Origin of the sequence: Dyadobacter sp. 32 (assembly GCF_902506755.1) — a bacterium.
Lineage (GTDB): Bacteria > Bacteroidota > Bacteroidia > Cytophagales > Spirosomataceae > Dyadobacter.
This window is the reverse complement of the sequence record NZ_LR735258.1, coordinates 2648543-2662951: the sequence shown is the minus strand read 5'-3', so window position 1 is coordinate 2662951 and position 14409 is coordinate 2648543. Positions and strand designations below refer to the sequence as shown.

14 protein-coding genes are annotated in these 14409 nt (G+C 43.8%); 7 read left to right on the top strand and 7 right to left on the bottom strand.

Features of this window, described 5'->3' with window-relative positions; genetic code table 11:
- Window positions 1–13: 13 nt before the first annotated feature.
- On the top strand, window positions 14–784 hold the full coding sequence (locus DYADSP32_RS10740; RefSeq protein ID WP_149242734.1) for a biotin--[acetyl-CoA-carboxylase] ligase: 771 nt from the start codon (window positions 14–16) through the stop codon (window positions 782–784).
- Here the strand turns inward: DYADSP32_RS10740 and DYADSP32_RS10735 are convergent, their stop codons facing one another.
- On the bottom strand, window positions 785–1114 hold the full coding sequence (locus DYADSP32_RS10735; RefSeq protein ID WP_149242735.1) for a transmembrane 220 family protein: 330 nt from the start codon (window positions 1112–1114) through the stop codon (window positions 785–787).
- A 79-nt stretch (window positions 1115–1193) separates the two neighbouring features.
- Window positions 1194–1892, bottom strand: a complete 699-nt coding sequence (locus tag DYADSP32_RS10730; protein ID WP_149242736.1) for a tetratricopeptide repeat protein — start codon at window positions 1890–1892, stop codon at window positions 1194–1196.
- A 280-nt stretch (window positions 1893–2172) separates the two neighbouring features.
- Between DYADSP32_RS10730 and fsa the strand changes: the two genes are divergently transcribed.
- Complete coding sequence (gene fsa / locus DYADSP32_RS10725; RefSeq protein ID WP_149242737.1) at window positions 2173–2829, top strand: fructose-6-phosphate aldolase; 657 nt, start codon at window positions 2173–2175, stop codon at window positions 2827–2829.
- A gap of 75 nt (window positions 2830–2904) precedes the next feature.
- Window positions 2905–3582, top strand: a complete 678-nt coding sequence (locus DYADSP32_RS10720; RefSeq protein ID WP_149242738.1) for an ATP-binding cassette domain-containing protein — start codon at window positions 2905–2907, stop codon at window positions 3580–3582.
- A 135-nt stretch (window positions 3583–3717) separates the two neighbouring features.
- Here the strand turns inward: DYADSP32_RS10720 and DYADSP32_RS10715 are convergent, their stop codons facing one another.
- Together DYADSP32_RS10715 and kdsB are read right to left on the bottom strand one after the other, a co-directional pair.
- Complete coding sequence (locus DYADSP32_RS10715; protein WP_149242739.1) at window positions 3718–5283, bottom strand: bifunctional response regulator/alkaline phosphatase family protein; 1566 nt, start codon at window positions 5281–5283, stop codon at window positions 3718–3720.
- Between the two features lie 156 nt (window positions 5284–5439).
- Window positions 5440–6180 (bottom strand): 3-deoxy-manno-octulosonate cytidylyltransferase, encoded by a 741-nt coding sequence (kdsB, locus tag DYADSP32_RS10710; RefSeq protein ID WP_149242740.1) that lies wholly within the window; start codon window positions 6178–6180, stop codon window positions 5440–5442.
- Between the two features lie 56 nt (window positions 6181–6236).
- On the opposite strand from kdsB, the gene DYADSP32_RS10705 reads away from it, so the two are divergent.
- The 4 genes from DYADSP32_RS10705 to DYADSP32_RS10690 are packed head-to-tail and all read left to right on the top strand — an operon-like array spanning window position 6237 to window position 9108.
- Window positions 6237–7028 (top strand): DUF4905 domain-containing protein, encoded by a 792-nt coding sequence (locus DYADSP32_RS10705; RefSeq protein WP_149242741.1) that lies wholly within the window; start codon window positions 6237–6239, stop codon window positions 7026–7028.
- 3 nt (window positions 7029–7031) lie between these two features.
- Window positions 7032–8033, top strand: coding sequence for a LysM peptidoglycan-binding domain-containing protein (locus tag DYADSP32_RS10700; RefSeq protein WP_149242742.1), 1002 nt, complete (start codon window positions 7032–7034; stop codon window positions 8031–8033).
- 54 nt (window positions 8034–8087) lie between these two features.
- Complete coding sequence (locus DYADSP32_RS10695) at window positions 8088–8306, top strand: hypothetical protein (protein ID WP_149242743.1); 219 nt, start codon at window positions 8088–8090, stop codon at window positions 8304–8306.
- The gene (locus tag DYADSP32_RS10690) at window positions 8287–9108 is read left to right on the top strand and encodes a TIGR02757 family protein (protein WP_149242744.1); all 822 of its coding nucleotides are present in this window, start codon (window positions 8287–8289) and stop codon (window positions 9106–9108) included. The genes DYADSP32_RS10695 and DYADSP32_RS10690 overlap by 20 nt, the downstream gene beginning before the upstream one ends.
- Before the next feature lie 111 nt (window positions 9109–9219).
- Here the strand turns inward: DYADSP32_RS10690 and DYADSP32_RS10685 are convergent, their stop codons facing one another.
- The 3 genes from DYADSP32_RS10685 to DYADSP32_RS10675 all read right to left on the bottom strand — a co-directional run bounded on the left by DYADSP32_RS10685 (window position 9220) and on the right by DYADSP32_RS10675 (window position 14354).
- Entirely contained in the window at window positions 9220–12612 is a 3393-nt protein-coding gene (locus DYADSP32_RS10685; RefSeq protein WP_149242745.1) for a ThuA domain-containing protein, read from the bottom strand.
- A 258-nt stretch (window positions 12613–12870) separates the two neighbouring features.
- On the bottom strand, window positions 12871–13923 hold the full coding sequence (locus tag DYADSP32_RS10680) for a sugar phosphate isomerase/epimerase family protein (protein ID WP_149242746.1): 1053 nt from the start codon (window positions 13921–13923) through the stop codon (window positions 12871–12873).
- Window positions 13924–13982: 59 nt separating this feature from the next.
- Window positions 13983–14354, bottom strand: a complete 372-nt coding sequence (locus tag DYADSP32_RS10675; protein WP_149242747.1) for a four helix bundle protein — start codon at window positions 14352–14354, stop codon at window positions 13983–13985.
- Between the last annotated feature and the right edge of the window lie 55 nt (window positions 14355–14409).

The window sequence follows — 14409 nt, the reverse complement described above, 5'->3', positions numbered from 1 at the left end:
TAAAGTAAAAAAATTGTACAACACAGTATACGATTCCCTAATAATTGCGAAAAAAGTGATATATCTGCCAAGTTGTCATTCAACAAACGACATAGCGGCTGAAATAGTACGTGAAGGAGCCAGTCAGGATGGTACCGTTGTCATTACTAATAATCAGACTAAGGGGCGAGGCCAGCGAGGAACTGCATGGCTGGTTGAGCCGAATCAGAATCTGACTTTTTCGATCGTATTGAGGCCGGATTTTATCCCGATTCAGGATCAGTTTTTGTTAAGCAAGGCCATTGCGGTTGGCATAAGTAGTTATTTAAGATACTATTCAACGGATGTAAAAATCAAATGGCCTAACGACATTTATCTAAAAGATCGCAAAATATGCGGCGTCTCGATTGAGAATTCAATTCAGGGTTCGAGAATATCCGGTTCTGTTGTAGGAATAGGCCTCAATATCAACCAAAATGATTTTGGAGATATCAGGGCCGTTTCCTTGTCAGTGGATCGGAATCGTATATTTTCTCTTCCAGAAGAATTTGAAAAATTGGTGTATCATATTGATGCACAATATTTTAAATTGAGGTCTGTTGCCGGACGGGAATTTATTAATTCGGAATATTTAAACTTACTCTATGGTTATCGAATGGTCCGGAGCTTCCGCGTCAATGGTGAGGTCCTTCGGGGTGAAATTACTGGAGTAACTTCTTTGGGCAAATTATGTATTCGGTTCGGTAAGGATACAGTTCCGGTAGAATTTGCCAACAAGGAAGTGGAATGGGTTTTTGACGAATGATCAACCCCATTTCCCCAGAACTGCCATTACGATAGCGCATATTCCCAAACCCAGAGATTCCCTGGCTTCTTCGATATTGATGCTTCGCATCTGAGCCTCGCCAAAAAATATTCCTTCATACTGAGGTGGCCATTGAAGCACTGCTCCTATGACGTAGGCAGCGGCCAGTATATAAAATACCCATCCTGGCCAAAGCTCCCGTATACTCATGTAGCAGGCTAGGGCCGCGATACTGTATATGAAGATCCATATTTCAGAGTCCGGGTCATTCAACTGGAAGTAGGAAAATAGTACAAACAAAAGTCCGAAGATAATTTTGAATAATTTCATTGAATCGAGTGTTAAATGGGTAAACGTAAATTAATTCAACCCTTGCGAATTACAAAATAAACCGTATTTAAAGGTAAATTTACTTGCAATATTCAATGATGGCCGCGTTGGCATCCGCATAACCAAGCTTAAGAGCCTGCTTAAAGTTTCCACAGCCAAGGTCTTTTTCATTGTCGTTCCATTGCGCCAGTCCCAATCCGTAGAAGGCTTTGCCATATTGAGAATCCAGCTTCACTGTCTCGCGAAATGCCAAAGCTGCTTTTTTAAAATCGTTCTGGCGGTAATAGGTATTGCCCAGGTTATACCATGCTTGTTTGTTGTTTTCGTCCAGCTTCGTTGCGGTTTGGAAATCGGAGATGGCTTCGGGTAATTTTTCAAGTAAAGCATGGATCTGACCCCGGTTCAGGAAAATATCGGATGTGTCGGGCGCCAATTGTGCGGCTTTGTTGTAATCCGATAAAGCAGAGTCGAGCCTGTTTTCACTGGTATACAACATCGCTCTGTTGAAGTAGGGCCGGTAAGAGTCGTTTTGAAGTTTAATAGACTGATTAAAATCCAGCAATGCATTGGGATACTCTTTCAATTCGTAGTAGGCCACCCCGCGGGTATTGAACGCTTCGGCATTGGACGTATTTTTTTCTATGGCTTTGTTCAAATATTCAATGGCTTCCTTGGTTTTACCATCTTTCATCAGGGATTTGGCTTTTGTCAAAAACGCATCAGAGGACTGGCAGGAATAAAGGGCAAAAAGAAAAATAAAAAAAAATATTTTCGGCATAGTCATTCATTTATAGTTGGTTCGTGCAAAAGTAAGTTGAAACGTTAAATGAATGTTTTCTTTTTGTCAATAAAATGTCTTTATCTTTGCAGAGGCAAATCGGAACTACCAGCTCCTTCCGAATCCCCCAGGTCCTGACGGAAGCAAGGGTAGGTGGTTGATGCGGTGAGATTCTCGGTTTGCCTTTTTTTATGCCCTTTTGTTTCAATTCACTTCTTTCTTTTGGTTTTAATCAGGGTTTTCTACTTTTGTAGCATATTCTAACCATTCAATTTTCAATATGAAATTTTTCATTGATACCGCTAACCTGAAAGAGATTCAGGAAGCTCAGGCTCTTGGCGTTTTAGACGGGGTTACTACCAATCCTTCACTTATGGCAAAGGAGGGAATTACAGGAAAGGATAACATCATGCGTCATTACAAGGCGATCTGTGACATTGTTGACGGAGACGTGAGTGCCGAAGTTATTGCGATTGATCTGGAAGGAATGATTCGTGAAGGTGAGGAGCTTATTGAGATTGACGATAAGATTGTTGTGAAGATACCCATGACCAAAGAAGGTGTGAAAGCCTTGAAGTACTTTTCAACCAAAGGGGTTCGTACCAACTGTACTTTGATTTTCTCAGCTGGTCAGGCGTTAATAGCGGCCAAAGCGGGCGCGACGTATGTTTCTCCTTTCATTGGACGTTTGGATGATATCTCAACGGATGGCATTGGTTTGATCGAACAAATACTTACCATTTACCGTAACTACGGTTATGAAACGCAGGTTCTGGCCGCTTCTGTTCGTCACCCGATGCACATAATCCAGTGTGCAGAAGTGGGTGCTGATGTGATGACCGGTCCTTTGAGCGCAATGGAAGCTTTGCTTAAGCATCCGCTTACGGACATCGGTCTTGCTAAGTTCCTTGAAGATTACAAAAAAGGAAATTCTTAAATTTTAATATTCCCCAGTCCGTACCATGTTTAGCATTTAAGCATGGTACGCACCGGGGTTTTTTAATTTACATTTATGACTGGATCAACAGAGCCGATCATTGCACTGGATCGGGCAGATATTTATCAAGGCGACAGACCCGTATTGAACGATGTCCATTTTGAAATAAAAAATGGAGAATTCGTGTACCTGATTGGCAGGACGGGTAGCGGAAAAAGCTCTTTGATGAAGACTTTGTATGCCGATCTGTGGCTTCATACGGGATCGGCAAAGGTGGTAGGTTATGAATTGCATAAGATTAAACGGGCCGACATACCTTTTTTACGTCGTCGTATCGGCATCGTTTTCCAGGATTTTCAATTGCTGTCCGATCGTACCGTTGAAGACAATTTGTCTTTTGTACTTCGGGCTACGGGGTGGGAGCAACAGCCTAAAATTTCTAAAAGGATTGCAGAAGTGCTCATGCAGGTGGGCCTGGGCACGGCCCAGAAAAGAATGCCACATCAGCTATCTGGAGGAGAACAGCAGCGGGTAGTCATTGCCCGTGCGATGCTGAATGAACCAAAAATTCTGATTGCCGACGAACCTACGGGAAACCTGGATCCAGAAGTGGGTGAGCAAATTATCCAGGTTTTTAAGACCATTAATAACGCGGGCACCGCGATTTTAATGGCTACACATAATCACGATTTTATCAAAAAATTTCCAGCACGGGTTCTGAAGTGCGAAAATGGAAGTGTTATAGAGGGATAAAAGGGGAAAGGAAGAAGGGAGAAAGGGAAGAAAGGGAAACCAAAAAAAGACCCGGAGGTGAAATTTTCACCTCCGGGTCTTTTTTTGGTGGTCAGGCTGTCTCCAGATCGCCTTCCTGACTTCTTACAGTCACCTCTACTTCGCTTTCAGGTCAATAAACGGAATGATCATTTCTTCCAGCGAAACACCACCGTGCTGGAAAGTATCCCGGTATAAATTCACATACTGATTGTAATTGTTGGGATAAGCGAAGAAATAATCTTCCTTGGTGAAAACATACGACGTGGATACATGCGGTTTTGGTAAAAATATCCGTTCAGGTTTCCGGCAGACCATGAGGTGGTTATCGTCGAAGCCGAGATTTTTTCCGTGTTTATATCGCAAGTTGGTATTGGTTTCCCGATACCCGATGATTTTTACAGGTTTTTGTACCCTGATCATGCCATGATCGGTAGTCAGGATAAGGCGACATTTTTTCTCTGCAATTTTTTTCAAGAAGTCCAGTAACGGAGAATGCTGAAACCAGGAACGGGTAATGGACCGGTATGCAGCCTCATCCGGTGCCAGTTCTTTGATCATTTGCACATCCGTTCTTGCATGGGACAGCATATCCACAAAATTGTACACAATCACATTCAACTGATTATTCATCAGGTTGTTAAAGTTGTCGATAAGCGCTTTGCCCTGATTTGCATTTAAGATTTTATTGTAGGACGACTTGATATTGAAGTGATTGGTCTCAAGTTGTTTTTGAAGAAAATCGTACTCATGATTGTTTAGTCCTTCTTCTCCGTCAGGAGTATTTTCGTCACTTACCCACCACTGTGGATATTTCCTTTCCATTTCGCTGGGCATGAGGCCGGAGAAAATTGCATTTCTGGCGTAGCCTGTTGTCGTGGGAAGTATGGAATAGTAGGACGACTCTTCCTCTATATTGAAGTACTCCTGCAATATAGGCTGAATCATTTTCCACTGATCATAGCGGAAATTGTCAATCAATAAAAAGAATACCGGTTCAGTGGAAGCTTTCAGATGCGGGAACACCTTTTGTTTCATCAATTGGTGTGAAAGAATCGGTTTGTTTGACCTTGGATCGTTAAGCCAGTCTTCGTATTCTTCTTCAATAAATTTACAAAAATTGGCATTTGCATCACTTTTCTGCATGCTAAATACTTCGGACATGCCCTGGTCGTCGGAACTCTCAAGTTCCAGCTCCCAGTAAATCAGTTTTTTGTAAATGTCGGCCCACTCTTCATGACCTATCCTATCCTGATACTGCATCGCCAGATTTCGGAACTCCTGCTGATAGCTAAGCGTGGTTTTTTCAGTTACCAGTCGTTTGTTATCAAGTATTTTTTTTACTGAAAGAAGTATTTGGTTCGGATTGAGCGGTTTGATAAGATAATCATCAATTTTGGAGCCTATGGCATCCTCCATGATGTGCTCTTCTTCGCTTTTCGTAATCATCACCACGGGTAAGGTTGGCTGCATTTGCTTTATTTGAGCAAGCGTTTCCAGCCCCGTCATGCCAGGCATCATTTCATCGAGGAACACGATATCGAATCGGTCGTTTTCAATCCGGTCAAGGGCATCCGCTCCGCTGTTTACAGGCGTGACGTTATATCCCTTGTTTGTCAAAAACATGATATGAGGTTTAAGAAGATCTATTTCATCGTCGGCCCAAAGAATGTTGTATTGCATAATTTTTTTTATCGATTTAGTATTAAAACCATGTATTTGTAACGTGCCATGCTTGCGTCTGGTATGAAAAAACGAGTTTTAAGCTTTTTTAACAGGTTCCGCCCCACACGTTGACAGTCATTCCTAAGTCACTCAATTTTCGTTCCCGAGAGGTACTTAACGCAAAAACTTCCTGGAAACTCTTTCCAGATCTTCCGGTGTATCTACGCCATGTGAATCGTCGGAGGTCACCACAGCTTTGATCACATAGCCGTTCTCCAGCCAGCGCAATTGCTCCAGGGCTTCGGCCTTTTCAAGCGATGAGACAGGCAGTTTGGTTATAGCTTCGAGTACATCCACTCGATACGCATAGATTCCTATGTGTTTATAAAACCAATGCTCGCTTAGCCAGTTATCGGGTTCGGAGCTTCTCAGATAGGGAATCGTTTGCCTGCTGAAATAAAGCACCTCGCCCCGTTTGTTGAGTACAGCTTTTGGTACGTTTACATTGAAAAGAATTTCCTGGTTATCAATCACTTTTACAAGCGTAGCCAGTTCGGTTTCAGAGTTTAATGCATCGGCTAGCCGGTTGATCGGCTCAGGACTGATGAATGGTTCGTCACCTTGGATATTGATGACGTAGTCAAACGTTCCTGCTGTTTTGGTTAATGCTTCAAAGCATCTGTCTGTGCCACTCTGATGGTCCTCTGAGGTCATAATAGCAGTTCCTCCAAAATCCAAAACATGGTCAAAAATACGCACATCGTCAGTAGCCACCACCACTTTGGAAAGTTTGGTTGCCTGTACGGATTGTTCATAAACGCGCTGAATCATACTCTTTCCGCCGATATCGACCAGGGCTTTCGCCGGAAAACGGGTAGAAGCGTATCGGGCTGGAATTATTCCTAATATTTGCACAAGGTTGGAGTTTGATTGATGTTTTATAATTTCGACTTCAAAATAAAGCTAAAAAATTGCAAAAAGTTTTTACACATACATTTTTACAAAATATCTGGCGGATTTTGCCTCATCCTGATCCAGACAGAAATGAATGGGCCATAGAATTGCGTGAAATTACAGAAAAGAAGATTTCTTTCGCACTTATTGATTTGGATGGACGAGCAGTGAAGTGGATTTCGTACCCTGAGGGTGTCGACTGGTGGTCGTCAATCACCGGATTCGGACACAATCAAATCTATATCCATCACAATCGCTATCCCGACCTGCCTGAGCCCACAGATCTATCTGCCCTGTCTGTTGATACAGGCAACTTGCTTTGGACACTGCCCGATTGTGTTTTAGTCAAGACCATTGATCAGCGTATGATCCAACTTGCCACACGGCAGCCCGGTGCCGTGCATTATGTGACCGCCTACGCAAACACAGGCGAGGATGTGCCAGAGGAGGGCTGCAGACATACAGATACGGTTACGGGAATAATTTTAAAACAGCCTATCCGTTATAGTGCTGGAAAAGATTATTTTGCAATGTTGTCTTCATTTTTGAAAAACCAACTGGACGTTAGCAATCCGGTCTGTATCGATTATCTGGACTGTCGGCCCTATATGATCTTTTCTTATTATATTTACGAGCAGGAAAAAGTTGCCCAGTATTTGGCAATCTTTGCGAGCAACAGGGAGATAATGCTACATGAAAAACTTGCTGAGAGGCGTGATGGTGTAGGACAATCTACCATTTTACTCAGAGGGGGCACATTGGTATATCTTTGCAATAGTAACGAGTTTAGAAGTTTAAAGCTTTCATAATAAATGAAATACGTATTTTGCTTTGCCATTTTGGCAGGGATGTTTACTGGATTGAAAAGTGCCCATGCCAGGGGAATAGCTCGTTTTGACTCTGTGGGTGTGGAGAGGGTCGGTGGAAAGGTTTTTGTTTTGCACCGTGTTAACCAGGGGCAGACTATGTTTGCCGTTGTACGGCAGTACGGCACTACCATTCACGCGCTTCGTGAAGCGAATCCCGGCATGGCTGACGGATTACAATCAGGGCAGACCATCAGAGTGCCCTATACAGCGAAGACTACAAAAAAAGAATCAAAAAAAGAAGAGATCAAGGTAGCTACAAAACCGGATTTAAAAGAGACCAAGCCCGTGCTAAATACACCGGCACCCGTTAAGTCATTGCCGACCACAACACCCGCAACGCCAACTTCTGCACCTCCAAGTGCTTCGTCGGCTGTCGCGGTTGCGCCAAATGGAATACATCGGGTGGAAGCGGGCGAAACACTTTACCGGGTTGCTGTAAAATATGGTGTTTTAATGGCGGATATCCGTAAGTGGAATAATCTTACGGATGATAATCTAAAAGATGGGCAGACATTAATCGTGGGGGATAAATCAGTGGAAAAAACGGTTGCCGCTGCTCCTGCAACTAAAGTTGTAACAAACGTCGTGAAGGATTCCGTTAGAGCAAAGGCCGTGGTGGCGGAGAAGGTGGTTAAGCCTGTGGAGGAGGTAGTTGCCCCAAAAGTGATCAGGGGTAAATCCAAATCAGAGTCAGGGTTGGCAGAAGGTATCGAAACGGGAGAAAGTACCAGCAAGTTTCTGGGGCTACACAGAACCGCTCCCATTGGGTCGTTAGTGAATGTATTGAATGAATATAACCAGGAAAGTATTATTGTTAAAATTGTGGGTCGAATTCCTGACACCAGTGCCAATGAGGATATTATTATTAAAATGTCTTCCAGAGCGTTTGAAAAAGTTTCGCCCAATAGCAAACGTTTCCGCGCTGTTGTGAGTTATCTTGAGTAACCTGTTTGCTGCGAACACACATTTAAAACAGGAAGTAGATAATAGTCAGGAATCATGAAGCATTCTCCACAGTTCAGGTCACGCAGAGAGGAAGAGAGGGCAGCACTTAAAAATACGGCTGGTTACAAGGCATGGCGTATTATGTTTACCCTGCTTTATCCGTTTATCGCCATATTTACATTTTTGTTTTCAGTAATTCTGATGTTTTTTTCAGGAATATCCCGGGTACTTGCATTTGTGTTTGGAGGTGGAAATGGTAATAGCAGAGCCTAAAAGCATAGAAATTCCTTACTTTGTGATTGATTTACTTGAGAAAAAAAGTGAGCAGTACAATAGAAGGGATTTTATTGAAAACGATCCGGTAAGCATCCCGCACCGGTTTTCTTTGAGACAGGATATTGAAATAATGGGTTTTTGGGCCTCCATGCTGGCCTGGGGACAACGTAAAACCATCATTAACAAATGTCTGGAACTCTCCGCACTGATGGACAATGCTCCGTTCGATTTTGTCCTGAATCATACGGAAGGTGACCTGAAAAAATTCCTTGCTTTCAAGCATCGCACCTTCAACGCGACCGATACACTTTATTTTTTACACTTTTTTCAGCAATATTATCGTCAGCATGATTCGCTGGAAAATGCATTTAGTAATCACATCCTCGAATCTGATACCACCATTGAAAATGGGCTGATCGGGTTTCATGAATTGTTTTGCAACTCTGAAAATTTCAGTGTTCGGACTAGAAAACACATCGCTACGCCCATTAGAAAATCCTCCTGTAAACGCATGAATATGTTCCTGCGCTGGATGGTACGCGTAGACGACAAGGGTGTGGATTTCGGTATCTGGAACAATATTTCGCCGGCTTTGCTGGTGTGTCCTTGTGATGTTCATGTAGACCGGGTCGGGCGCTTGCTTGGACTGATAAAGAGGCCCGTAACAGATTGGCAAACAGCCTTGGAGTTGACTACTGCGCTTAAGACATTGGATCCCCACGACCCGGTAAAATACGATTTTGCCTTGTTTGGATTGGGTATTGAGGGCTTTGCTGATAACCCATGGAGCTTGAGGTAAAAAGCTCGGTGTGGCGAGCAAAGGGGTCGTAATTGTAGCGTACTTAAAGGGGGCAAAAAAAACACCACGGACGATTGTGTCCGTGGTGTTTTTTTGTCTTTGAATATTTTGCTAAAGTGAAGTATTAAATTGAATCCAGTCAATTGAAAACAATGACTTGGATCCTGCATTGGTATTTTTGAATAGGAAAATAAGCTTGTGCAGCTTACCATCCGAAGTGCCTTTCGCCGGAATAGTAAGAGTATCTGCTGACTCCACTTTGGCTTCACCTAATTTGGTTCCTGTTGGAGAGTCAAGTCTCACTTCCAGAATTCCTCCTGCGCTCTGTCCTTGCCTGAATCCGGTTGCTATGTCTAAACTGCTGATTCCAGTCAGGTCAATATCAGTAAATGCAATATAGCTGCCGTTTTTCAGGCCGGTTACAACTTCTGCACCGTTAGGAATCTTGAATGTTGAAACGTCCTTGCTTTCCTCGTAGGTATTCGCACGGATTTTGGCCGGACGCAGTGCTACCGATTTAAAGCCGGTCAATGGGCCAACAATCGGGTTTCCTTTGTCGGTGTAACTGGCATTGAAAATGTAAGAGCCTTCTTTTTGCTTGGCCTGGGTTACGTAAGAGCCCTTTAATGGTTTTTTGTCTACCACTTTTTCCTTAGCCAATGACAGAATATATTTTACCATCTCTTCCGCTTCCTCCGGTTTATGTTGCGGGTGGGCCGCCATGGCCTGCTCTCCCCATACACCGCCCCCACCATTGATCACTTTCGCGGCCAGTGTTTTCACTGAATTGCGTTCTTTTTCGTAGCGTTTGGCTACTTCTATGTAGGCAGGCCCGATAGACTTTTTATTGACCGCATGGCAAGCTTTACAGTCGCTTAGTTCAATCAATCGTTTACCAGTCTCAAAACCAGTATTGGCTACGTGACCTTGTGCCAGCTGGGTTTTGTCAAATCCTTCCAGATAGTTGATCGTGAGACTAACCTCGTCTTCCGGAATTTTCTTGTTTAAAGTACTTCCGTCCTCTTTATCTGCCACAGATACTTCATAGCTTACAGGTTTATCGTTCCAGTAGAATGTTTTATTTCCTTTGATGGCCACATCCACTTTCGGAATCGCATTGCCCGCCTTCACGGTCACTTCCGATGTGCTGCTATTGCCGGCTGAGTCGGTAACTTCTAGGGTTGCCACATATTCGCCAGGTTTAGAATAAGTGAAAGTCGGATTGGCTACATTGCTTTTTGGTAATCCTTTACCGAACGACCATTCGTATTTGATCGCATCCTTGTCGTAATCAATGGAGCCCTTTGAGGAAAAGACAACCTTTAATGGTACAGCTCCAATGGTATTGGTGGCAGTGACTTTAGCAACGGGGACCCGGTTTCCGGCGTTGAAGGTAATGTGTGACAAGCTGGCTTCATCATTTTGGGCAAACCAGTTGGGGCCGTATTCTAATGTGTACAGAGAACCATCATTGGCAAACTGCATATCAATGGGATGGCTGAAACTCGTTTTGGGCATAAACCGTTGAATGTTGACAATATCTCCGGCATCGTTCATGGAAACGATATTGATAAAATCCCTGATCCAGTCGTAAGAGAAAAACTTCTTGTCGTAGTAAGTTGGGAATTTATCTTTGCTGTCTTTGAAATCGTTGTAATAGTACACCGGACCAGCCATAGCGTTACGGCCGCCTTTTCCTACGATTGCACCAAATTCAGGGGATTCGGCATAAGGATACCAGATAAAGGCAGGTTGCGCTGGCGGTAATTCTCTCAAACCGGTGTTGTGCGGGGAGTCGTTGATCGGTTTCGCAGGATCAAACAGTTCACCTGAAACCTTCGTCTCAAAATCATAGGCACGATAGGGTTTGTTATCACCAATAAAGAGTGGGTAACCAAAATAGCCCGCCTTCCTTGCCTGGTTTACCTCATCGTAACCTCTTGGTCCGCGCGTGGGACTGTCATTGGACGCATCCGGGCCCACATCTCCCCAATACACGTATCCGGTATGTTGATCCACAGAGATACGATAAGGATTTCTGGTCCCCATTACATAAATCTCGGGTCTTGCCTTTGGATTTCCAGCCGGGAACAAGTTACCATCAGGAATGTCATACAGGTTTGTCCCGCCGGGCATGTTCGCACGGCGGTCGCCGTAGCGAGGTTTTATTCTCACAATTTTACCTCTCAGGTCATTGGTGTTGGAGGAAGAGTGTCGACCATCCCAGCCTTCACGTCCGGGACGTCCGTCTATTGGCCCGAATCCATTTGATTGAAATGGGTTAACGTCATCACCGGTCGATAAATACAAATTTCCCTTGGCATCCCAGGCAATTGAGCCGCCAGTGTGGCAGCAATCGGTCCGTTTTACAGGGATTGTCAGCAACGTTTCCTCTGTGGACAAAAGTAATGTGTCCCTGATATCATCGTATTTAAATCGGGACAAATGCTGTGCTGTATCGGCCTCGGAGGACGGTGGGGAATAATAAAGGTAAACCAGCTTGTTCGTTTTAAAGTTTGGGTCGATATTCAACCCCATCAAACCATATTCCTGTTTGGAGTAGACCGGAACGTCCGCTACAACTTTAATTTTTCCGGTTTTAGGATTGTATAATTTCAGTTTACCTTTCCGCTCCGTGAGTAATACCCGGTGATCGTCCAGCACCACTAGTTCGGTAGGTTCATCGAGCTTGGCAGCCAAAACCTTTTTTGTGAAGCGGTTTTCTTCCGGGCGTGCTTTTGAAAAGTCCAGGCTGGAAGTCATGGTATAGCTGAGCCCACCCATCAGATGTTTCAAAAAGACGGGGTTGCTGAATGTAGCATTTTCATGACCAAAATTGGTATAAAAAGCCTTACCTCCGTCAAATTCGTGATACCATGACATGGGGTGATCGTCGCCCATTTTCCCATCCTTGTAAGTTTTCTCGTCGATTTTTACAAGAACCTTTACTTGCTTGTTGAAATTCTTAAAGTCGTAAAATTCATCTTTAATTTTCCAGTTTTTCGGGAATCCGGCCATGGATGGATGGTTGTCATCTACTACGAAAGCATTTCCTTCCTGAACGTTCGGATTTCCGGGATGGCTCGCAAACTGCGCACCGGCCAGTCTGTTGTACCATTGCCAGTCATATTCGGTGTCCGTTGCGGCGTGTATACCCACATAGCCACCTCCTGCCTGAATGTAATGTTCAAATGCTTCCTGCTGTGTTTCATCCAGCACGTTACCTGTAGTGTTCAGGAAAATTACAGTACTGTATCTCCGCAGGTTTTTTTCTGTAAAAACGATTGCGTTTTCTGTTGTGTCAACCGAAAAGCCATTTTCACTTCCCAACTTTTGAATAGCAGTTTTTCCTGCTGCAATGGATCCATGACGAAATCCAGCGGTTTTGGAAAATACCAGTACACGTTTTTCGGGGGTGACTACCTGGGCGGCAACGAAGGATGAAAGGGAAAAAATGAAGAAAAGCACTGCTAATGGCACTAATCCGCGGACATTAAATTGCATTGTGAAAATGGTTATGGTTATGATGGGTTCGATTTATTTTAATTGTCAAACTTACCTTTTTTAAACGAATTTTTTCCTCAAAATAGGATGTTTGCTTTCATATTCATTAATTATCCTGGTATTGAGTGGGTCGTTGGATGTGTGCTAGTGTGCATGGTGACTTCGCGAAGGCCGTTTTGAATTTATATTTCAATAAAAAAGTGCAGTGAGCTGTCATCCTAATGGTAGCCAGCTTACTGCACTTTTTCAAATTATATTTCAGATTCCCAGAACTTTCCGGTTAAATGCTTCATCAGCGCCTGTTCCTGCAAAATCATCGAAAGCCTTTGTTGTCACTTCAATAATGTGATTTGCGATAAAAGGTGCTCCTTCAGCTGCACCTTGTTCGGGCGATTTGATGCAGCATTCCCATTCCAAAACCGCCCAACTGCCGTAATCGTATTGCGACAGTTTGGAGAAAATAGCAGCAAAATCCACCTGGCCGTCTCCAAGTGAACGGAAGCGCCCTGCCCGGTCAGCCCATCCGGCAAAACCGCTGTAAACGCCCTGTTTACCGGTTGGATTAAATTCAGCATCCTTCACATGGAACGCTTTGATGCGGTCATGATAAAGATCTATGAATTGTAAATAATCAAGCTGCTGTAATACAAAATGGCTGGGGTCGTAGTTGATATTGGCACGGCTATGCCCTCCCAGGTAGTCTACAAACATTTCGAAGGTGGATCCGTCGAAAAGATCCTCGCCGGGATGTAATTCATAGGCCACATCTACACCATTTTCGTCATAGACATCCAAAATGGGTTTCCATCTGGCCGCCAACTCCTTAAAAGCAGTTTCTACCAAACCGGCCGGGCGTTGTGGCCAAGGATACAGAAATGGCCAGGCCAATGCTCCGGAAAACGTTGCACTGGCTGTCAAACCCAGATTCCTGCTGGCCTGAGCTGTATATTTAAGTTGCTGCGTTGCCCATTCTGCACGCGCTTTAGGATTTTTACGCACTTCCGGCGCTGCGAAACCGTCGTACATTTCGTCATAAACCGGATGCGATGCCACGAGCTGTCCGATGATATGAGACGATAATTCGGTTATTTCCAGTCCTTTGGCATTCAGTTTGCCTTTTAATTCATCTGTATATGTTTTCGACTCAGCCGCCAGCTTGATGTCAATCACTCTCGGATCCCATACGGGTAGCTGCAGGCCTTTGTAGCCCAGAGCGGCCATGTAGTCGGCAATGGAATCCAATGAATTAAACGGAGCTTCATCACCCAAAAACTGAGCAAGAAATATCCCAGGTCCTTTAATTGTTTTCATATTTTGTTAATGTTGAATGATGTAATGAGTGAATGATAGAATGACGGATGACTCGAATTTTACTGACTCGAACTTTTTCTGGCCGTGGAAAGAATTTTAACGATTTCTTCCGCCTCTTTCATCAGACTGTCCAACTTTTCCACTGGCAGGATCTTAGATTCCGAGATAATCTCCAGCCAAAACAATGACTCGTCAGCCTCCTCAATGGTTATACTAAGTTTGGCGAAAAATTCCTTTTGACTTCTTGATCGACAGACAGCACGGTAATTTGCCCCGACTGATGAAGAGGATCTAAGAAATTGCTTTCCAATAATCCTTGCTTCTTCGGTTGACGGTAAAGCCCGGAAAAGTTTGATGCTACGTAGGACAAACTGTTTGGTTCTATACTTTAGCTCCTCAATGAATGCCTGCTTCGCATTAATTTCATTCATTTCCAAAAGTGTGTGCCTGTCAACTATTCAATCATTCTGTCATTCTCTCATTCTA